Annotated in this window: 22 protein-coding genes and 1 pseudogene; 7 read left to right on the forward strand and 16 right to left on the reverse strand. The window is 66.2% G+C overall.

Annotated elements, in window-relative coordinates; translation table 11 throughout:
- Nucleotides 1-214: 214 nt before the first annotated feature.
- From BKA03_RS08945 to BKA03_RS08955, 3 genes are all read right to left on the reverse strand, one after another.
- Nucleotides 215-1,855, reverse strand: a complete 1,641-nt coding sequence (locus BKA03_RS08945; protein ID WP_179398042.1) for a peptide chain release factor 3 — start codon at nucleotides 1,853-1,855, stop codon at nucleotides 215-217.
- 455 nt (nucleotides 1,856-2,310) lie between these two features.
- Nucleotides 2,311-4,851 (reverse strand): polynucleotide kinase-phosphatase, encoded by a 2,541-nt coding sequence (locus BKA03_RS08950; protein ID WP_179398043.1) that lies wholly within the window; start codon nucleotides 4,849-4,851, stop codon nucleotides 2,311-2,313.
- Nucleotides 4,848-6,299: a 3' terminal RNA ribose 2'-O-methyltransferase Hen1 gene (locus BKA03_RS08955; protein ID WP_179398044.1), complete on the reverse strand. Its 1,452-nt coding sequence runs from the start codon at nucleotides 6,297-6,299 to the stop codon at nucleotides 4,848-4,850. The genes BKA03_RS08950 and BKA03_RS08955 overlap by 4 nt, the downstream gene beginning before the upstream one ends.
- A 258-nt stretch (nucleotides 6,300-6,557) precedes the next feature.
- On the opposite strand from BKA03_RS08955, the gene trpS reads away from it, so the two are divergent.
- Nucleotides 6,558-7,598 carry a tryptophan--tRNA ligase gene (gene trpS, locus BKA03_RS08960; RefSeq protein ID WP_179398045.1) on the forward strand — a complete coding sequence of 347 codons (1,041 nt, stop codon included), beginning with the start codon at nucleotides 6,558-6,560 and terminating at the stop codon, nucleotides 7,596-7,598.
- 64 nt (nucleotides 7,599-7,662) lie between these two features.
- On the opposite strand, the gene BKA03_RS08965 is transcribed toward trpS, so the two are convergent.
- Nucleotides 7,663-8,022 (reverse strand): HepT-like ribonuclease domain-containing protein, encoded by a 360-nt coding sequence (locus BKA03_RS08965; protein ID WP_179398046.1) that lies wholly within the window; start codon nucleotides 8,020-8,022, stop codon nucleotides 7,663-7,665.
- Nucleotides 8,019-8,501 carry a nucleotidyltransferase domain-containing protein gene (locus BKA03_RS08970; protein WP_257020126.1) on the reverse strand — a complete coding sequence of 161 codons (483 nt, stop codon included), beginning with the start codon at nucleotides 8,499-8,501 and terminating at the stop codon, nucleotides 8,019-8,021. The genes BKA03_RS08965 and BKA03_RS08970 overlap by 4 nt, the downstream gene beginning before the upstream one ends.
- 145 nt (nucleotides 8,502-8,646) lie before the next feature.
- On the opposite strand from BKA03_RS08970, the gene BKA03_RS08975 reads away from it, so the two are divergent.
- From BKA03_RS08975 to BKA03_RS08980, 3 genes are all read left to right on the forward strand, one after another.
- The gene (locus BKA03_RS08975; RefSeq protein WP_179398047.1) at nucleotides 8,647-9,114 is read left to right on the forward strand and encodes a GNAT family N-acetyltransferase; all 468 of its coding nucleotides are present in this window, start codon (nucleotides 8,647-8,649) and stop codon (nucleotides 9,112-9,114) included.
- 195 nt (nucleotides 9,115-9,309) lie between these two features.
- Complete coding sequence (locus BKA03_RS15300; RefSeq protein WP_257020127.1) at nucleotides 9,310-9,435, forward strand: hypothetical protein; 126 nt, start codon at nucleotides 9,310-9,312, stop codon at nucleotides 9,433-9,435.
- Nucleotides 9,432-9,812: a hypothetical protein gene (locus BKA03_RS08980; RefSeq protein ID WP_179398048.1), complete on the forward strand. Its 381-nt coding sequence runs from the start codon at nucleotides 9,432-9,434 to the stop codon at nucleotides 9,810-9,812. Before BKA03_RS15300 ends, BKA03_RS08980 begins: the two co-directional genes overlap by 4 nt.
- A gap of 142 nt (nucleotides 9,813-9,954) precedes the next feature.
- Here the strand turns inward: BKA03_RS08980 and BKA03_RS08985 are convergent, their stop codons facing one another.
- The 4 genes from BKA03_RS08985 to BKA03_RS09000 form a co-directional block, all read right to left on the reverse strand.
- On the reverse strand, nucleotides 9,955-10,707 hold the full coding sequence (locus tag BKA03_RS08985; RefSeq protein WP_257020128.1) for a GAF and ANTAR domain-containing protein: 753 nt from the start codon (nucleotides 10,705-10,707) through the stop codon (nucleotides 9,955-9,957).
- Between the two features lie 2 nt (nucleotides 10,708-10,709).
- Nucleotides 10,710-11,417 carry a GAF and ANTAR domain-containing protein gene (locus tag BKA03_RS08990; protein ID WP_179398050.1) on the reverse strand — a complete coding sequence of 236 codons (708 nt, stop codon included), beginning with the start codon at nucleotides 11,415-11,417 and terminating at the stop codon, nucleotides 10,710-10,712.
- Nucleotides 11,418-11,811: 394 nt separating this feature from the next.
- Nucleotides 11,812-12,324 (reverse strand): O-acetyl-ADP-ribose deacetylase, encoded by a 513-nt coding sequence (locus tag BKA03_RS08995; protein WP_179398051.1) that lies wholly within the window; start codon nucleotides 12,322-12,324, stop codon nucleotides 11,812-11,814.
- A 92-nt stretch (nucleotides 12,325-12,416) separates the two neighbouring features.
- Nucleotides 12,417-13,505 (reverse strand): alpha/beta hydrolase, encoded by a 1,089-nt coding sequence (locus BKA03_RS09000; RefSeq protein WP_179398052.1) that lies wholly within the window; start codon nucleotides 13,503-13,505, stop codon nucleotides 12,417-12,419.
- 229 nt (nucleotides 13,506-13,734) lie between these two features.
- Here BKA03_RS09000 and BKA03_RS09005 point away from each other — a divergent pair, with 229 nt between their 5' ends.
- Entirely contained in the window at nucleotides 13,735-14,631 is an 897-nt protein-coding gene (locus tag BKA03_RS09005) for an SDR family oxidoreductase (protein ID WP_179398053.1), read from the forward strand.
- Nucleotides 14,632-14,712: 81 nt separating this feature from the next.
- Here the strand turns inward: BKA03_RS09005 and BKA03_RS09010 are convergent, their stop codons facing one another.
- The 3 genes from BKA03_RS09010 to BKA03_RS09020 form a co-directional block, all read right to left on the reverse strand.
- Nucleotides 14,713-15,240 (reverse strand): nucleotidyltransferase family protein, encoded by a 528-nt coding sequence (locus BKA03_RS09010; protein ID WP_308477972.1) that lies wholly within the window; start codon nucleotides 15,238-15,240, stop codon nucleotides 14,713-14,715.
- 64 nt (nucleotides 15,241-15,304) lie between these two features.
- Nucleotides 15,305-15,625 (reverse strand): helix-turn-helix domain-containing protein, encoded by a 321-nt coding sequence (locus BKA03_RS09015; protein ID WP_179398054.1) that lies wholly within the window; start codon nucleotides 15,623-15,625, stop codon nucleotides 15,305-15,307.
- 44 nt (nucleotides 15,626-15,669) lie between these two features.
- On the reverse strand, nucleotides 15,670-16,080 hold the full coding sequence (locus tag BKA03_RS09020; RefSeq protein ID WP_179398055.1) for a hypothetical protein: 411 nt from the start codon (nucleotides 16,078-16,080) through the stop codon (nucleotides 15,670-15,672).
- 123 nt (nucleotides 16,081-16,203) lie between these two features.
- Between BKA03_RS09020 and BKA03_RS09025 the strand changes: the two genes are divergently transcribed.
- Nucleotides 16,204-16,881 carry an HAD family hydrolase gene (locus BKA03_RS09025; RefSeq protein WP_179398056.1) on the forward strand — a complete coding sequence of 226 codons (678 nt, stop codon included), beginning with the start codon at nucleotides 16,204-16,206 and terminating at the stop codon, nucleotides 16,879-16,881.
- Nucleotides 16,877-17,229, forward strand: a pseudogene (locus tag BKA03_RS09030) (SDR family oxidoreductase); the annotation flags it as partial. The gene BKA03_RS09025 and the pseudogene BKA03_RS09030, both read left to right, overlap by 5 nt.
- A 30-nt stretch (nucleotides 17,230-17,259) precedes the next feature.
- On the opposite strand, the gene BKA03_RS09035 reads toward BKA03_RS09030, so the two are convergent.
- The 4 genes from BKA03_RS09035 to BKA03_RS09050 form a co-directional block, all read right to left on the reverse strand.
- The gene (locus BKA03_RS09035) at nucleotides 17,260-17,472 is read right to left on the reverse strand and encodes a hypothetical protein (RefSeq protein ID WP_179397631.1); all 213 of its coding nucleotides are present in this window, start codon (nucleotides 17,470-17,472) and stop codon (nucleotides 17,260-17,262) included.
- A gap of 424 nt (nucleotides 17,473-17,896) precedes the next feature.
- Nucleotides 17,897-19,279, reverse strand: a complete 1,383-nt coding sequence (locus tag BKA03_RS09040; protein ID WP_218856018.1) for a hypothetical protein — start codon at nucleotides 19,277-19,279, stop codon at nucleotides 17,897-17,899.
- Nucleotides 19,280-19,645: 366 nt separating this feature from the next.
- Nucleotides 19,646-20,077, reverse strand: coding sequence for an IS110 family transposase (locus BKA03_RS09045; RefSeq protein WP_179398058.1), 432 nt, complete (start codon nucleotides 20,075-20,077; stop codon nucleotides 19,646-19,648).
- 378 nt (nucleotides 20,078-20,455) lie between these two features.
- Complete coding sequence (locus BKA03_RS09050; RefSeq protein WP_179398059.1) at nucleotides 20,456-21,451, reverse strand: NADP-dependent oxidoreductase; 996 nt, start codon at nucleotides 21,449-21,451, stop codon at nucleotides 20,456-20,458.
- Nucleotides 21,452-21,540: the final 89 nt, after the last annotated feature.

The following is a 21,540-nucleotide window of genomic DNA, read 5'->3' on the forward strand; positions in this document are numbered from 1 at the left end:
CAACTCCAGGCATACCGCAGTAGGACGGGGCACGCAAACGCTCGGGGCCGGCACTGCGAAAACGGGCACGCGCTGGGCTTGCGCGCGCCATCCCGGGGACGTCGCGCTTCCCATCAGTACATGAGTGCTCAATCGGCATCAAAACGAGCACTCTTCGACTGACAGGGCGGAGTCCGGGCCGGCACGTCTCCGATGCGGGAGCAGCGTCCCCGCGTCAGCCCTCGCTCGCGTCGAGCGGGATCAGCTGAACCTTCTGGTGCGACCGCTCGAAGCCCCGCACGTGCCAGATGTCGCGGAACAGCGCGAGCCAGGCGCCATCGGGCCTGCGAACCACCTCGATGCCCGTGGACGAACGCACCTCCGCGAGATCCTCCGACGTGACCATCCGCGCGACCGAGAACCCCAGGGTATCGAGGCGCATCGGCGCCCCAAACTCGTGTTCCATCCGGAACTGGGCGACCTCAAACTGGAGCGGGCCGACGGCGCCGAAGATGGGGTTGGCGTCACCTCGGGACTCGGAGATGAGCACCTGAACAACGCCCTCTTGCTCGAGCTGCGTGATCGCCTTCCTGAATTGCTTGGACCGGCCGGGGTCGCGCACCGATGCCACCGCAAAGTGCTCGGGCGCGAAGGCGGGCATAGCGGGAAAGCGCACGGAGGGCCCGTCGGGGTCGAAGAGAGTGTCGCCCACGGTCAGGTTGCTCGCGTTCACCAGGCCGACGACGTCGCCGGGGAAGGCCTCTTCGATCGTCTCCCTGTCGCGGCCGAACACCGACTGCGCGTACTTGGTCGCGAAGGGCCTGCCGGTGCGTTCGTGGGTGACGATCATCCCGCGCTCGAAGCGCCCTGAGCAGACGCGCACGTACGCGAGGTGGTCGCGATGGTTGCGGTCCATGCCGGCCTGGATCTTGAATACGAAGCCGCTGAAGGGGGTGTCGACCGCGCGGGCGACTGGCTCGGTGCCAGCGTCGGCGTCGGCACCAGGCTCGGCATTGGCGCCGCCATCGTCGGTCGGCTGGGCGCGCGGCGCAGGCGCGAGCTCGAGCACAGTGTCGAGCAATTGTTTGACCCCGATGTTGGCGAGAGCTGCGCCAAAGAGCATCGGCGTGGTCTTGCCTGCCAGGAAGGACTCGCGGTCGACGGGCTCGAGCAGGTGGGCCTCGTCGTAGGCGGTCGCGTAGTCCTCGCCCAACTCGCGCGCGGCATCGGCCGCTTCGAAGTACGTCTCCTCGGCCAGGTTCGCGCCGCCTGGTGTCTTGCGATACGTGCGCACGCTTGCGTCGGCCCTGTCCAGCAGCCCGACGAAGCGGCCCGCCTCGCCGATGGGCCAGCTCAGCGGGGTGGGTCGCAGGCCGATGCGCTGCTCGAGCTCGTCGCACAGCTCCAGCACGGCCTTGCCTGGGCGGTCCCACTTGTTGACGAAGGTGATGACGGGCACGCCGCGCCTACGGCAGACGTCGAAGAGCTTGAGGGTCTGCGGCTCGAGGCCCTTTGATGCGTCCAGCAGCATGATCGCGGCATCCACGGCGGTGAGCACGCGGTACGTGTCCTCGGAGAAGTCGGCGTGGCCGGGGGTGTCGAGCAGGTTGATCATGTGGTCGCCGTATTCGAACTGCAGCGCGGCCGAGGTGATCGAAATGCCGCGGGTGCGTTCGATCTCCAGCCAGTCGGACACCGTGCCCGAGCGTCCGCCCTTGCCGTGCACGGCTCCTGCGCGATCGATCGCGTGGGCGTGGAGGGCGAGCGCCTCGGTCAGGGTCGACTTTCCGGCGTCGGGGTGAGAGATGACGGCGATGGAGCGCCGACGCCGTGCCTCCGCGGTCACGGTCGCGGCGCTGAGCACGGGGGCGCTCATCGGGCGTCGCCGCTGAGGGTGACGGTGCGTGTGACGCCGAGGCCTGGGCGCAGCTGTACGTCAGTCACTTCATCTCCCGTGTCGCGGCTCTTGCAGATGGCCGGCGTTGCGGCAGAGTCTCGAACTAGCCTACCGGTGCGTCGAAGTGGAGCTCGCCTGGCGTGGGTGGTGGCGCGGGGGTCTCCCACTCCAGGCCCCTGCACCCACTGCGCCCCCTGCCCGCGCCTCCCGAATCGGCCTTGCGCCCCCTGAGTACATGAGTGCTCGATCGCCACCGAAACGTGCACTCATGTACTCACAGGACGCGTTGCGTGGCGGCACGCGGTGCAACGCACTCAGATCAAGCGCCACCGAGGACTCCGCTCGCCCTCCGACCCGCGCCGCGACAGGCACATCCATCGGATAATCCAGATAGCCGCAGTGCTCGGTGCACACCGGCCGCGCGCTCCACCGTGCTAAAGCCGCGGATCCATCGGCTCACTCTCAAGCGCGAGCACTGAGAACGCGCACTCGTGCACCCGCCACAACGGCTCACCCGCCGCCGCGCGCCGAAGACCCTCAATACCCAGCGCGTACTCGCGCGAGGCAAGAGAACGCTTACGTCCCACGGACCTGTTCTTAAGCGTCTTGAGATGGTCGGCGTCGAGGTAGTCCGGGCCGTAGATAATGCGCAGGTACTCGGCTCCTCGCACCTTGAGGCCCGGCTGCGTGGGTTGAGCGCGTGACGCGTCGAGGTTGAGCGCGGGCTTCACCACCATGCCCTCGCCGCCCGCCGCCGTGAGTTCCTCCCACCATGCCGACGCGGCGGCGCACTCGTCCTCGGAGTCGAGCGAAGCGTAGGTGCGACGGGTGGTGCGGAACAAGTCGCCGTTCGCGGCAACCAGGCGGTCCGCGATGTCCATGTGCCAGGCGTGCTCGCGTTCCTCGAAGGTTGCAGCCTCGGCGGCTAGTACCTGGAACACCGCCAGTTGGACGCCATCCAGGCCGTCAACGGGCCAGCAGTATCGCCGGTACGCGTCCACAAAGAGCCGCGCGTTCGCATCGCGCGCCGCAAAGCGTCCGCGTAGCGCGTCGACGTCCACACCACGCGCCGACGCCGCTTCCAGGGCGGCCAGCGCCACCGGCATCGACGCACGCGCGGCCGCGCCCACCTGGGCATATTGGGCGCGCAATAGCCCTTGGGCTTTGGCACTCCACGGCAGCAGTTCGGCGTCGAACGCGAGCCAGTCGGTCTCAAGCTCATCGAAGAGCCCCGCACCCTCGGCGGCGGCGGTGATGCGTCGCACCAACTCAGCCCCGAGGTCGCCCGCGAAGAACTCGCGACCGGTCCGGGTATAGACGACGCCCGTGCGCTCGCCCCTCTCGTCAAACCGCCGCCTCGCCGCCTCCAGGTCGCGCGCAATCACCACGACCGCGCGCGATCCCATGTGCTTCTCTTCGCACACCACACGTTCGACCTTGTGCTTGCGGAACGCCGAGAACGCCTCGGTCGGGTGCTCCAACACGCCCTCAACGGCCGATGCGTCCACGGGCGCCATCGTGGGCGGCAGGTAGATCAGCCACGAGGGCGAGATGGCGAATCTGCTCATGACCTCGAGGGCAGGCGCGGCGTTTTCGGGACGCACCGAGACGCGCCCCGCAAGCGCTGTCTCGACGCCAGAGGTGCCGAGCACGTCCTCGATGTCCAGCAACCCGGGTTCGCGCTCCTCGACCGGAGGCACCAACGGGCGAGCTGGCTCGTAGTACATCCGCTCGGCGGGGATTGAGACAACCTCCCGCTCCGGGTATCGCAGCGCCGTGAGCGAGCCGCCAAACACACAGCCCGTGTCCAGGCACATCGTGTTGTTGACCCACTCGGCCGTGGGCGCGGGCGTGTGCCCGTAGAGCACCATCGCCTTGCCGCGGTATTCGTTGGCCCACGGGTAGCGCACGGGCAGGCCGTACTCATCGGTCTCCCCCGTCGTGTCGCCGTACAGGCAGAACGCCCTCACCCTTCCCGATGCACGCCCGTGGTACTTCTCGATGAGTCCAGCGTGGGACACCACCAGGCGCCCGCCGTCGAGCACGTAATGCGAGATGAGCCCGTCCATCCACTCGCGCACCTCGGCGACAAACTCGTGTGGCTCCCGCGCGAGCTGGTCGAGCGAGTCTTGGAGCCCGTGGGAGACGGTCACGTTCTTGCGTGACAGCGCGCGCACCAGCTTGGCCTCGTGGTTGCCCGAGACCACAAACGCGTGGCCCGCGCGCACCATCCCCATGGCAAGGCGAAGCACGCCGGGGGTGTCGGGGCCGCGGTCGACCAGGTCCCCTACCAGGACGACGCGCCTGCCTTCGGGGTGAACGGCGTCGACCGCGCGGCCCGCGTGGTCCCTGGTCACCGCATAGCCGAGACTGCCCAGCAGTGTCTCGAGTTCGGCGCGGCAGCCGTGTACATCGCCGATGACGTCGAACGGCCCTGTCTCGTCGCGCAGATCGTTGTAGAGCTTGGTGCGCACGATGTCGACGTCGTCGATCTCTGCGGCGCTCAGCGTGTGAGTCGCCCGGATGCCCTCACGGCCTAGGCCCTTGAGGTGGCGGCGCATCGTCGCGGCCTGACGCTTGATGACGTCTGCGCCAAAGTCGCGGTCGTCTCGCGCTCTGGTGCGTTCCAGGCAGACCTTCTCGGGCACGTCGAAGATGATCGCGACGGGCAGCACGTCGTGTGCGCGTGCCACCGCCACGAGTGATTGGCGCGCTGCGGGCTGGATGTTGGTCGCGTCGATCACCGCGATCTTGCCGCGCGCCAGGCGCTTGCCCGCGAGGTAGTGGACCACGTCGAAGGCGTCGGCCGTGGCGCTTTGGTCGTTCTCGTCGTCGCTCACCAGGCCGCGCGCGGCGTCGGAACTGATGATCTCGGTGCCAAGGAAGTGACGCTTGGCAAAGGTGGACTTCCCGGAGCCCGAGATGCCGATCAGCAGCACGAGCGCCAGTTCGGGAATCTCGATGCGGCGGGTCATGCGAGCGCCTCCGCACCCTCAACGCCTTGGGCTGGCTCAGGTACATCGACCCTGGTAAACACGGCTATTTGCGTCGGCGAACCCAGGGTGGCGTCGGCATCGCCGATGCCCTCGAAGCGCGCCACGTAGCCGTGACCGGCGCACACGGCATCGGCCCACGCGGCGAACTCGTCGCGCGTGAACTCCCACCGGTGGTCGGGGTGCCGCAGCGCCTCTTCGGTCATCCCCTCGTAGAGCGCGTTGTACTCGCGATTGGGGGTGCTCACGATCACGTGACGCGGCCGCGCGTGGGCGAAGATCGAGGATTCGAGCGAGGGCAGCCTGTCGATGTCGAGGTGCTCGATGACCTCCATGAGCACCACCGCGTCCAGCCCTTCGAGTCGGCGGTCGCGATAGGTCGCGCTCGACTGGAACAGCGCGAGGCGGTCGGATTGGCGCTCGCTCATGTCGGCGACGTGAAGCCTGCGCGCCCCACGCGCGAGGGTGGTGGCGGAGACGTCCGTGCCGACGATGCGGGCGAACGATGCGTCGGCGAGCAAGGGTCGGAGCAGGGCGCCGTCGCCGCAACCCACGTCTGCGACACTGCGCACTCCCAGTGCCTTGAGTTCCGCCACGATCGCGTCCCTGCGCGTCCATGCGAGCCGCGCGCGGGGCTGCGACAGGTCCTCCGCGGGGGTCGCCTCCGGCGGGAGCGCATCGGGGTCGTCCCCGCCCGCCTCCACGAGCCTGTCAATTGCCTCGTTGACGAGGCCCTTCTGGTGGGCCAAATACCTCCGCGCGATGGCGTCGCGCAGCGGGTGCGCGTCGAGCCATCCCTCGCCGTGGTGCACGAGCTTGTCGATCTCGTCGTCGCCCACCCAGTAGTGCTTGGCGTCGTCGAGCACAGGCAGCAACACGTAGAGCTGGTTGAGGGCGTCGGCGAGGCGAAGTGTGCCGGTCAGCGTGAGGTCCAGGTAGCGCGAATCGCCCCACTCGGGAAACTCGGGATCAAGCGCAATGGCCCGGGCGTCGACGTCCCAGCCGAGCGGTTCAAACAGCTCGCGTGCGAAGTCGCTACTGCCGCGACACGGCAACGCGGGGATGCGGATCTCAAGCGGGATGGCTGAGTCCGCGAGCGCCTGGTTGGACTTGAGCGTGCCCGCGGCCGCAGTCGAGAACACGCGCCTCATTGCCGATGCGAGCAGGGACGATGCTGCGTACGGGCGGTCGTTCACGTATTGGCCCAGCGTGAAGTCGGACATGGTGGAGCGGCCGGAGCCGCGCGCGAGTTCCAGGGCGTCGACCTCAAGCAAGAGGGCCGCGGTGCAGCGTTCCTCGGTGGCCTCGGGGTAGAACACGTGGGCCGTGCCGACTGAGAGGTCGAAGGACTGCGCGCGGTCGGGGTGCTTGTGCAGCAAGAAGCCCAGGTCGGTCGCGGGCGTGTGGGTGGTGGTGATGGTGAGGATCACATTGCGAGCCTAACCTGGGCGTTTGCGTTGTCGGCGTCGATACTCGTGACGAGGGAACGACGGGGCCGCGCGCTAGGCGCCCAGTGGCGACCGATGCGAATTGCATCTGGGTCGCAGTAGTATCCCTTTCATGAAGTTCAACCGTTCCGCATGGCGGTGGCTGCGATAGCAGCCGGTTGACGCATGTTCACGGGCTGCACGGCAGCTCGTGGAACGGCCCGAGTGCTCCGTGTAGCTCCCAATGATCGGGAGAGACAAATGGAATCCTTCACCGCAACTGCGGGGCGTTCGGCCGAGATCGCGGCCGCCGTGACCCAGCACCCGGAGAGGTTTCGCGTCCTCACGGGCGAGCGGCCGACGGGGCCCCTGCATCTGGGGCATTACTTCGGCAGCATCACAGAACGAGTGCGCCTGCAGCAGCTCGGAGTCGAGACGTTCCTGGTGCTCGCGGACTATCAGGTCATCACCGACCGAGACACCATGGCTCGCGTTCGCGAGAACGTCTATGGCGCCGTGCTCGACTATCTCGCATCCGGCATCGACCCGGAACGGACGACGATCTTCACTCACTCGTCTGTGCCGGCGCTCAACCAGCTGCTGCTGCCCTTCCTCAGCCTTGTGACGGAAGCGGAACTCCATCGCAATCCGACCGTCAAAGCTGAGCTCGCCGCGTCCGGGCGGGCTTTGAGCGGCCTGCTCTTGACGTATCCGGTGCACCAGGCGGCCGACATTCTGTTCTGCAAAGGCAATCTGGTGCCCGTGGGTAAGGACAACCTCCCGCATGTCGAGATGACCAGGGTGATCGCCAGGAGATTCAACGAGCGATATGGCGACGTCTTCCCGGTCCCGGATGCGCTGATCACCTCAACCCCCGAAGTTCCAGGCCTCGACGGCCGGAAGATGTCGAAGAGCTATAGCAACGCGATCGCGCTGTCGATGACGCCGGACCAGACGGTTGGGGTGATTCGTCAGACCCGAACCGATCAGGACCGACGGATCAGTTTCGACCCCGAGCGCCGACCTGGCGTCTCGGCGCTGCTATCGACGGCCTCCTTGTGCCTGGGCGTTGAGCCGGGAGAACTGGCCGACGAGATCGGTCACGGCGGTAGCGGCGCGCTGAAGGCCGTGACCGCGACGGCGGTGAACGATTTCCTGGCGCCGATGCGCGCGAGGAGGCAAGCGTTCGCCGCGGACGAGGATCTGGTGCGGACAATCCTTCGTCTCGGCAACGAGACCGCGAACACGGTGGCGGAGGCCACGCTTGCTCAGGTGCGCGAGGCGATGGGGACGATCTACTAGGGCCTTGGTCTATGCGTCCACGGCGGTGGAGCGCCGACGCTGGGCCTCGTGGGCAACGGTGACGTCACTCGGGGCCCGCCGCAGTGGACGGCCGCGACTCGACACTCTTCGCAATTGCGAGGAGCGCCGCCTCGAAGTCGTCCAGGTCGCGCTCAACCGTCGCGAGAACGACGTCCCAACTCACGAACGCGTACCCGTGGGTGATGCGATTGCGCGTTGACCACATCGCTGGCCACTTCGCGCCAAAGGCTCGGGCACGGACCTCATCGCCGATGCGCGAGGCATCCTCGATAGCGGCCGCGAGCCGCATACAGATCGCGTCGAATCGGAGAGCCTCATCCGCGCCGTCAGAGGCGGCGTGACTCCTCAGGACCGCAAGGTGCTCAAGAGCCGCAAGTGCGTGCCCGGAGTCGTCCTTGCTCACAGGGGGACCGCCTCGGCGAGGATTTCCTCACGCGAGTGCGGACGCAGGCCGTCATCGGGAACGAGGTCAACCCTCTCCCCCAGCAACACCGCAAGCTCGGCTTCGAGGCCGCCGATGTCGAACAGCGAGGCATCGCGAGGAAAGGTCGCGAGCAAGTCAATGTCGGACTCGGGCCCGTCCTCGCCGCGAGCCACCGAGCCGAACACCCTTACGTTGCGGAAGCCGTGCTGCGTGGCCAGGTCGATCACCTCGCGCCGCCGCTTTGCGAGCACGCTGCCCCGCTCGCTCGCGGGGAAGAAGCGCAACAGTCGAGCGACCTCTGGCTGGCTGCGGTTCACTGCGCGGGCGATCTCGCGCTGACTCATGCCCGCGGCGGCACCGCGCCTGATTGCGCCGACCAACTTGGCGCGCGCCTCGACACGCAGCCGCTCGGCTTCGAGCGCGTCCGCGAGCATCTGCTCCACGAGCGATTCCGACATGGCCACCTCCATCTGATAGGTAATGCTATCACCGTCGACCGACAAGCGCCTGGGGTGCGAGACAAGGTGTTCCACTTAATGCCTGTTCCACATCGTGTGGAACAGCACCCTAAACGGAACGCTAGGCGCCAGTTACCCTGTCCCCATGAGCAAGACCCTGACCAAGGTGAGGCGAGCCACGGGTGATGATGTCCCCGAACTCGCTCGGTTGCTCACCGCCTTCAACGCGGAGTACGACGCCGACGTCCGTCCCCTCAAGGTCCTCGAGGACCGCTTCCGCACGATGCCGGGCGGCCCCGGCTTCATGGCGCTCCTCGCGGGCACGCCCGCAGTCGGCTTCGCGACCGTGTCCCTGCGCCCGTCGATCTATCACGACGGCCGCGTGGGACTCCTCGAGGATCTGTACGTGACGCCGGCGCTGCGCAACGAGGGCATCGGCGCCACGCTCCTGACGCGGCTCGTGGCCATCGCGCGCGAGGAGGGCTGGGGTCGGCTCGAGATCCAGGTGGACGAGCCCGACGTGGACGCCATGCGGTTCTACGAACGCCGCGGGTTCACCATGCGCGACCACACCACGGGCGACCGCGCGCTGCTGTGGTGGCGCGAGCTCTAGCCCCGCGTCCCGCGACCCGGAGCCCGATGCCTCCACCGGCGCCAGCTCCGTCGGCCCCGTGGGCCGGCGCAAACGGACGACGCTCGTGTTGGGTCAGGCGTCGAGCACGGCCTGGTACACGGCGAGATGGGCCGAGCTAAAGCACGCGAAGGTCACCTCTCCCACGGAAGATCCCCCCGCCAACCCCTCGCGCACGTGACGGTCATTGCGGAGTCGGGCGCCGCGCTCCTCGGCGCGAACTTGGCCGGGTCCATCGACCCCAGGGAACGCTCCGAGGGCCTGCGGCTCCTAGCCGATGCACTGGAGCGGTTCGCGAGATGAGCTCCCGCCCCGTGCTCGACGTGCCGACGCCTCCAGGCGGATGGCTTCACCCGGGGCCCAATGCGGGCCAGATCGCCGCTCACGTCTGGCCCGAGGAATGGACTCTCGTGGGCGGGCTCATGGTCGCGCTCCATGCCGCCGCGCGGGGCATCCGCCCGCCGCGCACCACAGTGAACGAGGTAGCTGTCGAGCGCGACCTGCGTCTAGATCAGATCCTGGCGCGTGTGCGCTCCTCAGCTTTCATCGGAGAAGACGACGCTCGTGGGCGTTGCGTGCATGAAGGGTGCGCCGACTGGGGAGTTTGCTCCCGACAAGTCCAGGGCCGCATCGACCTCACGTTGCGCTCGCCGGGAGCGTCGCGTATCCAGCGGGGGTAGCACCGAGGAAAGTTCGGACGCAGGCATGCCATCGGGGAAACTGGCGACAGGAAATTGGCTCATGATGCTCCTCAGTTCCAAGCAGAATGGTTGGGTCACCGAGGTCCGGAGCGACTCCTCACGGTAACACCGTTACCGGGGTCTACCTAGTTACCGCGTTTTCCACCGCGTTCGCGATGTCCTGCGCCTTGAGTTCGCGGCCGCTTACACTCTCCGCTACCGCACGAATGGTGAGGTTCCGGCCCCGCGAATACCTTCTGAGCATGGCGAAGGCATCGTCCATCGAAAGTGTGAGGGCATGGGCGATGACTCCCTTCGCTTGCTCGATCATGACTCGGCTATCCAAGGCGCGATGGAGCTGTTCCTCAATGAGTTGACCTTCTCGGATCACGCGCTCCTGCAGGAGGCCTATGGTCGCCACGTCTGCCAGGGCCTGCGCGACCGCCGCATCCCTTGCGCTCACTACCACGGCGTCGCTGCCGAAGAGGTTCATGGTTCCGATGACCTTGCCCCTCAACCTCATGGGCGTGGCCAGAGCGGAGCGAATTCCTTGCGCAAGCGCCACCCGCCTGAAGTCCGGCCAGCGGGACTCCTCGAGCTCGATGTCACTCACCGATACCGCGACGCCGCTCGTGAAGCACTCGATGCACGGTCCCGAGTCGGCCGCGAGCTGCATGACCTCGACGAACTCAGCGGCCTCGCTGGTAGAAGTCATGAGCTGAAGGTCGCCGGCGCCGTCGACAAGCAGAAGTCCACCAGCCTTGAACCCCAAGATGTCCACGCAGTCACTGACGAGCGTGTGAAGCAGATCCACCGCGTCAAAGTCCTTCACCAGAGTGTCGGCTACGGCGACAAATGCGGCGCTGATGCGTGTTTCGCGGAGTGCACCATCCATGATCATTCTCCTTCTTGGGTGTTGTCGTCAGGCAAGTTATCGAAGTCGAGTCGTCCGAGCACGACGTCGTGGGCCACGTCATCGATGGGTCGCTCGGTGACGAACGCCTGTCCCTGGAGGCGGGCGAACGCGGCGGTGGCAGAGATGTCGAGCTGGGAAATGATGACGCCAGTCGCCTGGTGCACCTCGCGTCGCAAAGCGGGCGCCATGGGCGACTCCTCCGAGGTGGCGTCGGTGGCCGAGCGCAACGCGCGCTGCACGGCGCCCATCGCCACTCGACCCGCCGCCAACGAGGCGGTCGCGATGAATTCCTGATCGACGCTGCGCGGCGTCAGAGAGTAGAGGTCGACGACGCCGACGAGCGCCGCGCCCATCAGCATCGGGAAGGCGAAGAGCGACTCGATGCCCAGGCCACCCAATCCGTCAACCAACAGGGGCCACCGCTCCTCGGACGCGGCACCTAGGTCCGTGGAGATGACAGGGGCTCGTGACGCCAGAGCATCCCAGTGCGGACCCTGCCCTAGGCCGAACTGCAGCGCCTCGGCTTGCGCCGCCGTGTCGTCGCTCGAGCAAATAGTGGAGTGCCTGCCTCCGTGGCTCACCACGGAGATCGAGGCGCCAGAAACGCCAAGATCGGTGACAAAAGCCGCACACAGCGAGCCGGAGGAAGGCACGGGACGCCCATCGGGGAGTTCCGAAACTCGTAACATGGGCGACCTTTGACCGGCAGTTGATCCATCGGGGGACGCCGGGGCGGTGCGAGTCCGGGCGCGGCAGGCGCCTTGTGATGATTGTACGCGGGCGGCGCGGCGGGGCGGGCGTTCGTGGAAAGGACCCTCCCGGCGCCCTGGGTGAGTGGGACTGCTGCACGGCATAGCGCTCCGGGGAAACGGCATCCATATCGAACTCGCGCGCGTTCCCCACGCCCGCATGCGGCACGTTCCACTCGCGCGCGATCTTCGTCGCCCACCACTTGCTCCCCACCGGATAGAAGATCGGCTGCTCCGGCAGACGCGGCGGCCACGCAAGCCAGCCCGATGCCTCCACCAGCGCCAGTGCCGCAGGCCCCTTGGGGCTGTGCAAACGGACGACGACTGGGTTGGGTCAGGCGCCGAGCACGGCCTGGTACACAGCTAGATCGGCCTCGCTGAAGCACGCGAACGTCACCTCGGTCACCGAGGATCCTGTCGCCAACTCCTCACGCACGGTCGCGACAGCAACCGTCGCGGCGTTCTCGATCGGGTAGCCGTAGATGCCGGTGCTGATGCTGGGGAACGCGATCGAAGCGAAGCCCTGCGCGTCGGCTACTCCCAAGCATCGGCGATAGCAGGATGCGAGTTGCGCGGGCTCCCCCGCCTCGCCGCCGCGCCACACCGGGCCCACCGTGTGAATGATGTGCCCGGCAGGGAGCCGATAGCCCCTGGTGAACTTCGCGTCGCCCGTCTTGCAGCCGGCAAGCAGGCGGCACTCGTGCAGCAGGTCGGGGCCCGCCGCGCGATGGATCGCACCGTCGACTCCGCCACCGCCCAGCAGCGACGAGTTCGCGGCGTTCACGATGGCGTCGACGGCCAGGGTGGTGATGTCGGCGCGGATGGCGTTGAGCGTGGCGGTGGTCACGAGTCGAGCCTATTCACTTCGCATGGCGGCGTCGCCAGCGGCGAGGACGCGGGCACATCGGCTCACTCTCGAAATCGAGCCACCAGGCCCCGTCACACCCCGCCAGCCCCCGCAAACGCGTCCGCAAAGAAGGGCACCATCACCTCGGCCAACCTCTCGGCGAGCCTGCTCCCATGATTTCCGCTGTGCACCGAATACACATGTGGCACCCCGGCCTCACTGAGCGACGCATCGAGATAGCCGCAGCCCTCAAAGATCCACCGAAACTCGTCGTTGGACCCGCAATCGATCCCCATCGCGCTCAGCGACATCAGCGCCGAGCGCCCCGCAGCCACCTCAGAAGAGACGGAGCCAAACCCCGCCTCCCACTCCGCCCACACGTCGTCGTCGCGCACCACCCGGCCGTCGACAAGGGTGTAGGGATACTTGAAATAGGGCGGCTCGGCCGACGGCGCGAAGGCCGTGCCGTACGAGAACTCGAAGCCGTCAAAGTCCGCCATCGCGGCCACCAGAGCGGAGCCGGACAGCCCCTCCAGCGCAGCAATCGCCGCAATCACCGTCCGAGCACGCGCATCCGAACCAAACAGATCCGCGCTCCCCACGCCGTCCTCGCCCGCCACAGCGGGCTCCTCTACAAACACGGAGCCAAAGACGTCGGCGTGCCTCATCGCGAGGGTGAGCGCGCCGTAGCCGCCCATCGAGTGCCCGGCGATGCCCCGCGCGTCGGCCGATGCCACGGTGCGGTATTTCGAGTCGATGTAGGGCACGATCTCGGTGACGATCGCCTGCTCCCAGTTGCCCGTGACGGGCGAGTCGGTGTACCAACCGCCGCCAAGCTCGTTCGCCCCCGTGACCGTCACCACGATCATCGGTGAGGCGTCGAGCGCGTCGCCCAGCAGGCGGGGCATGTCCGCGGCCGTCCCCCGCGAGGAGTAACCGGGCAGGTAGTAGACCACGGGCAGCGGCTCATCCGACGTGAAGTACGCGGCGGGGAGCAGCACGCCCACGGTGATCTCCGCGGACAGTCCGAGGAGGTTGCCCGCGAGTTCGGCGGAGGGGAATTGGAAGACCTCGTTCGTCGGGGCGGCCGACGCGTCGCAACCAGAGAGCCCGACGGCAGCGAGGAAGATCACGGCCGCCGATGCGAGGCGCGCGCGGGCGCCAACCCTGACGTGACTCATGATTCGACCCTAACGACGCAAGACGCGCGACGCACCACGACGAGCACCAGAACCAGGGCGAGGATCGAGATGGACAGGAGACCGTGGCGGCGGCGCGCTGGCAACACTTTCCGCAGCGCTGACAATTTCTCGATATCGTTATCGCACCAGGCCAACGGTGACCGGTCACGCACGTCCTACATGTCGGGCGCGACGGCCTCTTGTGCCGACACATTTCTAGGAGAAGCCCATGTCCCCCGACCAGCTCACCTTCGACAATCCCGTGGTGCGCCACTCGCACATCGTCCCTCACGCCTCGTGGCAGCCCGTGCCAGGGCTGGACGCGGAGCTTGACCCCAAGGCCGACCACGGCGAGACCACCTACCGCGGCACCGGCAGGCTCATCGGCCGCAAGGCGCTCATCACTGGCGGGGACTCCGGCATCGGCGCTGCTGTCGCGATCGCCTTCGCGCGTGAGGGCGCCGACGTGGCCATCAACTACCTGCCCGAGGAGCAGGTGGACGCCGACGCGATTGCCGAGGTGATCCGCGCCGAGGGCCGCACCATCGTCCTGATACCAGGTGATATTCGCGACCGCGAGTTCTGCCGCACGCTCGTGGCCGATGCGGTGGCGGGCTTGGGCGGGCTCGACATCCTGGTCAACAACGCCGCCCACCAGGTCTATCACCAGTCGTTCGACGAGCTGGACGAGGACGACCTTGACCGCACCATCAAGACCAACCTCTACGCGATGAACTGGATCACCAAGGACGCTCTCCCCCACCTGGGCCCCGGCTCCACGATCATCAACAGCACCTCGGTGCAGGGCTACAACCCGTCGCCGATGATCATCAACTACGCGTCCACCAAGTTCGCCATCAACGGCTTCACCAAGGCGCTCGCACAGGACCTGGCGCCGCGCGGGATCCGCGTCAATGCCGTCGCGCCGGGACCGGTGTGGACGCCTCTGCAGGTGTCCGACGGCCAACCCACCGAGAAGCTCAACGGCTTCGGCGACAGCTCATGGCTGGGCCGCACCAGCCAGCCAGTGGAGCAGGCACCCGCATACGTGTTCCTCGCGTCGCCCGAATCGAGCTTTGTGGTCGGCGAGGTCATCAACGTGAATGGTGGGGCAAACGTGCCGTAACGGGGTGAGTCGTTGGTCTGGACCGCAGCGTCACTTGGCCGAGCTGATCGAGACGCCGCAGGGACTTTGCGTCGTCCTTGCTCACAGCGGAACCGCCTCGGCGAGGATCTCGTCACGCGAATGGGGACGCAGGCCGTCGTCGGGGACGAGGTCGACCCGCTCCCCCAACAACGCCGTAAGCCCGGCTTCCAGGGCGCCGATGTCGAACAGCGACGCGCCGCTGGGGAGGGTCACCAGAAGGTCGATGTCCGACTCGGGCCCGTGCTCGCCGCGGGCCACCGAGCCGAACACGCGTAGGTTGCGGAAGCCATGCTGCGCGGCCAGGTCAATCACCTCGCGCCGCCGCTTGGCGAGCACGCTCCCCCGTTCACTCGCTGGAAAGAAACGCAACAAGCGAGCAACCTCGGGCTGGCTTCGGTTCACCGCGCGCGCGATCTCGCGCTGGCTCATTCCCGCTGCAGCACCACGCCTGACGGCGCCGACCAGCTTGGCGCGCGCCTCGACACGCAGCCGCTCGGCTTCAAGCGCGTCCGCAAGCATCTGCTCAACGAGCGATTCCGACATGGCCACCTCCACCTGATAGGCAATGCTATCAACGTCGGCTGACACGTGCCTTCGGGCGGCGAAAAGATGTCCCGCTTAGCGCCTGTTCCACATCGCGCGGAACAGTGGCCTAAGCGGAACGCTCGCCCACCGCCACCAACTCCAGCCGTGAGCCCGTCGCCTGCGCGATCCGGGCGAGCGTACTCACCGTGGGGTTGGCGTGGCCGCGCTCGATGCGGCTCACCTCGGCCTGCTGCACCGATGCGGCCAACGCAAGTTGCACTTGGGTCAGACCCGAGGCCTTGCGGGCACGCGCGACGGCGACACCCACGGCACGGCGCGCGGCTACTTCGGCAGCGAACTCCCGCGCCGCAGCGTCATAGACGCGCTGAGCATCGTCGCTCCAGCCCTGCCGAAGTTCGGCAGATAGCGACTCATATGTGCGGGACATGGCGACCTCCTCGGGAATCAGTATGTGCTCAAACACATATCTCGTCAAGGCCCTTGTTGCCGCTTCCACTCCGCGAGCACACGGCGCGCCGCCGCAATCTCACGTTGCTGACGGCGTCCAGACGGGTCCCTGCCCTTGTCGTACCCGCCCAACAAGAGCACCACCCGTTCACGCTCAAACGCGCAGAAGACGCGGAGGAGCACCGCCCTCTTGCCACCCCGCGTGCGCGGCACACCAGCGGCCTTCAGAATCGCATCGAGACTCTTGCGAATGCGGAACTCGTAGAGTCCGCGTCCCAGGGCCTTGCCCCATTCGGACTCGCAGATCGCCAGGCCTTCGACGGCGAGCACCTTCCATATGGCCGTATCAAGGACAGCTTGCTCGTATTCATGGAGAGAACGAGCGAAGCGTGCAAAATCCTCGCTCGCCACCTCGACCGTCCACGCGCTCCCCATCGGTCGATCATGACGGCCGACGCGGCGGCGTGGGTGTTATCCACAGGTAGAGGTTGCGGCGACCACGTCCACGACTGGCCCGTCGCGTGGACGATCCACTCCAAGACGCCCTACCGTTGAACCGTGACCGACATCCGCGCCTTCGGTTTTGACCTCGACGGAACGCTCCTTGACCACAGGGGCGCGGCGTCTCAAGCGGCCGATGCCCTCTTGCGGGGCCTGGGCGTCGAGCCGTCCGATGCGACTCGCGCGCTGTGGTTCGCGGCAGACGAGGCCCAATTCGAGGCGTGGAGGGCCGGCAGGATCGGCTTTCAGGATGACCGCAGGCGGCGCCTGCAGATGGTGCTCCCCGAGGTCGGCGTTCCTGTCCCCGGCGACGACGCCCTTGACGCCCTGTTTGAGATATTCCTCCGCGCGTATCGGGACGCCTGGAGGGCCTTCCCCGACGCCGCGCCCGTGCTGACCTCGCTGCGCATGCAGGGCTTCCGCATCGGAGTGCTCACCAATGGAGGCGAGGAGCAGCAGGTCGCCAAACTGCGCACTGTCGGCTTGTACGACCTGGTCGACACCGTGTGCACGTCCGAGGCGATTGGGGTGCACAAGCCCGACGCGAGAGCCTTCGAGGCACTCGCCTCTCGGCTGGGCGTTGCACCCTCGCAGTGCTTCTTTGTAGGCGACAACCCCGACCACGACGTGGCGGGGGCCCGTGCCGCGGGGATGCCCGCCGCGCTCATCGACCGCTATCGGGAAGGCGCCGAAGGGCTGGCCTCGGTGCTACCCATTGAAGTGGTGGGCCGTTGAGGCACTGATCGGTGGCACCGATGCGACCCTCAGGACTGTTCCCCGAGCGGGCTCCACGATCATCAACTGCGCGCCCACCAAGTTCGCCATCAACGGCTTTACCAAGGCGCTCGCTCAAGATCTGGCGCCGCGCGGGATCCGCGTCAACGCTGTCGCGCCGGGGCCGGTGTGGACGCCCTTGCAGGTGTCCGACGGCCGAAGCTCAACGGCTTTGGGGACAGCTCGTGGCTGGGCCGAACGAGCCAACCGGTGGAACAGGCACCCGCGTACGTGTTCCTCGCATCGCCGGGGTCGAGCTTTGTGGTCGGCGAGGTCATCAACGTGAATCGCGGAGCGAACGTGCCGTGATGGGTTCGTATTTCGGTCTGAACCGTGATGTCACGCGGCCGCGGTGATCGATATGCGGCGCGTGCGTTCGATCGCGAACCGGTCGATCGCGTGGGCGTGGAGGGCGAGCGGCTCGGTGAGCGTGGACTTACCCGCGCCGGGGTGAGAAATGACGGCGATAGAGCGCCGATGCCCTGCCTCGTGGGCGACGGTCGCCGCGAGGCCTGGGCGCCCGCGTCGGCCGCGTCGACCGCGAACACTCACGTGTGCTCCGCCGGGGGCACCGCGAGCCAGGCGCAGGCACTTCACAAACGGGACAACACTCCCCATACACCTACCTCCGCCCCACGCGACGTTGTCTGGGGCCACGACTTGCGGGTTCACGGTCCCAAAGGGGACCTCAACCGGCTCCGACTGTGCGGCGGACCTTCGCACGACGCCGTACCGGGTGTGGAGCGTGAGCTTCCATATGGTCACATTTGTCCTGCGAGAGCCAAGCCACGTCAGTGCCGATGAGCACTAACGGGAGAGTTCTGGGAATCGAAAGGCTTGGTTAGCGCGGGCCGTGCTACGGCCTCAGACCGGACCGATCTAGCGGGCCGGAGCGACTCGGCTCCCCCAGGGAGTAGTCAGTCGCGAAACTGAGACTTCGATTGGAACGAAACCCTATCCACATAGCTGGTCCCAATCAGAAAAGAGGCTCGCTCCCCTGCGGCGCTGGGTTGGTGGTGCGCTGATGAACAGCCCCACCGCGAGGCCTCCATCCCGGGGTGTAGACCCACTCTGCCCGGCGCAATCGATCGAACTCCGCTTCACCTTTCCAGAACTCCGGGATTCCGGTCCGCATGCGTTGATTAGCTACTTGCCCAAGGTCAATCATGTAGACGATCACCCTACGCCCTCGCCAACTCGGCGTCTTCGGCACGGTATCGCGGATCCGATGCAACAAACGCAGATTCTCAAGTTGTTGGATCTGCCGCCCCCAGTCCGTACTCTCAAGTTGCGACTGCTCGACCAACACGAACACTTCGTTTTCAGACGACTGCTGGACAAAACTGCAGACATCTTGCCATCGTGCAGTTAAGGCTTGCGCTTCAGACCCTGCGTCGAGTTTGAGGGACTCGCTTTCCTTCTCCCCAATTCGTTTGCGCACGCTGCGGTGGACATCCTCAGCGGTGATCTTGACCTCATCTCCAGCATCAAGCGCGCCGTCCTTGTTCATGCGGTCCAGGGCCTCGGAAAGCGCAGACTCCGTGATCGTGATGTAGTCGCGCGCGACGGCGCCTCCACATGCGAGTACCAAACGATCTCGCGCCGTAGGGGTAAGCAGGTCTGACGTCCGCACCGCCATGTCCTTCAGCACTCCGTCAAGCACGCGCTCAAGAAATCCCTTGGCCGTGGCAAAACTCGCCAGCGTGACATCTAATTGAAGAAGATCGACGTCGTGACCGAGCTCCATCCCCTGCGGGGGATCGCCTGGACGAAACGTCCGTAGGCGCGACTCGACTCCACCAATTTTGAGCCAGAAGCCAGTTCCCTTGCACACCCGGCTGAGGTAGCCGAGCACGTCTGGTTGATCAGGGAGAGCCACGTACCCAAAGTCATCAACGAATGCCAGTGCCATGCCTCCGTGGGATCGCGCCGCAAGGCTCCTCAGGGTGCCCGAGACGCGAGGCACGATCTGCAACAGACGCTCGATCTTCAAAACTTCGAAATCCGAGTAATGCTCCTGCCGCTCCTGCGATTGCCTCGATGCTCTTGCTACACCCGTGACTCCACCCGGGCCACCTGCTAAGCCAGCTACCCCCGTACCCGACAGGCTCTTCTTCGTGTTCCGCTCCCTGTAGACCAGCATCCTGGTTTTAGCCGGGTCAGTAAGGAGCGTATTGAGTTCACTGCGCATTTTGGACACAGTGATCGACATCCGCAGGTCGGAAGCGGCTTGCTTCCAGCGTATTTTTGCTTTCGCCGAATCAAGCAAGGCAATGAGTATTTCGATCAAGACGTCCGGATACTCACGACCTGAGAATTGCTCCATGTCAACCAAAGCTGCAGCGGTCCCGTTAGCCATGAGTTTGTGCCGGAGGACATATAGGTGCGTTGACTTGCCGCTTCCTCGTCGTCCCGTAAGCAACTGGTTTCGCCGGGCACCCAGCTTGTCAAGGATTCCCGGACTGAGCTCAACAAAACGTTTCGCGACCAACTCCACGGACGTTGGATCGGTACGGGAAGCTTCTGCGAGCGCGCTCCGAGCCCAACCGACATTTCCTACAGTTAACTTACCCACGATGCTCCCCAAGGTGGCAGTACCTGCCTCGCTAACGAGCATATCGTTGGGCGCGAAAATGGGAGTGTGTGCAGACAAACCAGTATCGGAAATGGTACGCGACGACAATTCTCCTGAACGCCTTCCCGAAGTCGCTCTCAGGCGCAGCAATCAGGGTGTGCCTCTGGCCCCGCACCTCACCGGACGGCAAATTGTGCCCGGCCACTGGGCGATGACCCCCAGCGCGGCCTGGTGAGCATCGATCGGGTCCGACTTCCCTTTGAGTCTGCGATGCTGCCTGTTCGGGCGGGCGATTTCCATGACAGGGATTCCTGCCATCGCGAGGGCGCGGGCGATGCCGGCGCCGTAGGAGCCGGTGCCCTCGACACCGACACGCTCGACGGTCTCGTGCTCGCGGAAGAATGCGACGATCTGGGCGTAACCGGCAGGTGTTGTCGTGAACTCCCGATTCTCGACAGGCCGTCCCGTCCCATCGACGATCGCCACGTGATGAGTGTTCTTGTGAGTGTCGATCCCGCCAAACACAGGACCAGCCAGGCGCTGGGAGTTGGCTGCTTCGCGCAGCAGTCCCCTATCCTGCACCGGTAGAAACTATGCACCATTCCTGCTACGCCAGTCCGTCGGTGCGTCGGTGCGTCGGTCGGCCGATGTCAGGCGATGGCCTGGTGGACGCAGACGCGGCGGTAGTCCGCTCGATGGGTCTTGAGGTCGTGCGCTACGTCTAGGGCGTCGTCGATCTCTCCGCGCGTGTTGCTGGCTGGTCGATCCCGATTTTGCGAGCCGACACGGCAGTTGCGCCGCGGCGTCGGCGTCACGCGGAGCGAGTATCGCACCATCGATCGGAGGCATGGGCGCCGCTCGGCCCGAACCTCACCGTCTCCATCGCTGCCGCCATCGTCATCACCTAACCAAATACTACTGAGGTTGCCCCTGAGATAGTCCTGGCAGCGAACACAATCGTCACGACGTGGCAAGGCTGACGACGAGCTTGCCTCGGACGTGCCCTCCGGAGAGCTCCCTGAATGCGTCGCGCACGGCCTCGATGTCGAAGGGGTACGTATGCGCGATGGCGGTCTTGACGGCACCGCTTGCTACCAACGTGGCGACCGCTTCGAGATCCCCAGGCTGTGCATGCCGTGAACCCGTGAACCGCGCGCCGCGGAAGATTGCTCTTGGTGAGGGGACGAGGGTTCCCATGGCCGAGCCGCGCAAACCGAGAGAGAGTCCGAGCTGAACGTAGTCTCCGCCGTAGCAGTCGAGCAGCTTCGTGACGGAGCCAGGCGCCGCGGCGAGGACTCGATCTCTGACTCGTGCACCGTGCGCTACGGGAATGACTCCGAGCGAGTGCAGGAAGTCGGCGTTGCTTTCCCCAGCGATACCGACCACCGTTGCGCCGCGTTGCATCGCGAGCTGCACGGCTAGTGAACCGACACCACCGGCGGCGGCGCTGATGACGATGATGTCGGTGCGCTGCACATCAAGTTCGCGCAGGGCGCCGCTAGCGGTCTGGGCGACGACGCCGAGCGCCGCGGCGCTCTCAAAGCTCAGGGCCTCTGGCTTGTGGACGACGTCGCTGACGGGCGCCACGAGGTGTTCGGCGAGCGAGCCGCGCTTCGTCTTCGTCCCTGGTGCGCCCCTCAGCGTTCCGAGGACGGCGTCGCCGACGGCGAAACCGCCCGCTCCACTGCCTACTGCGTCGACAATCCCCGCAAAATCGTGTCTCACTCGTTTTGGGAAGCCAGGCGAGAACCACTGTGCCGGCTTGGACAGGGCGTCGACGAAGCCGACGAGTCGAAGGCGCGGATCACCGCTGAAGACCTTCTCGTCCATCGGGTTGAGCCCCGCCGCCTTGACGACGATCCGGAGCTCACCGTCGCCCGGCTCGCGCACGGGTGTGTCCATCATCTCCAACACCTCCGGGCCACCGAACCTGCGGTACTGGATGGCTCCGCTCATCACGTCCTCCTCATCGTCACGTGCGTGCCCGTCAACGCCCGGCCGTCTCCTTGATGCAGTGACGAGTTACTATGATAACCGTATCATAC

This window comes from Demequina lutea (genome assembly GCF_013409005.1).
GTDB classification, from domain to species: domain Bacteria; phylum Actinomycetota; class Actinomycetes; order Actinomycetales; family Demequinaceae; genus Demequina; species Demequina lutea.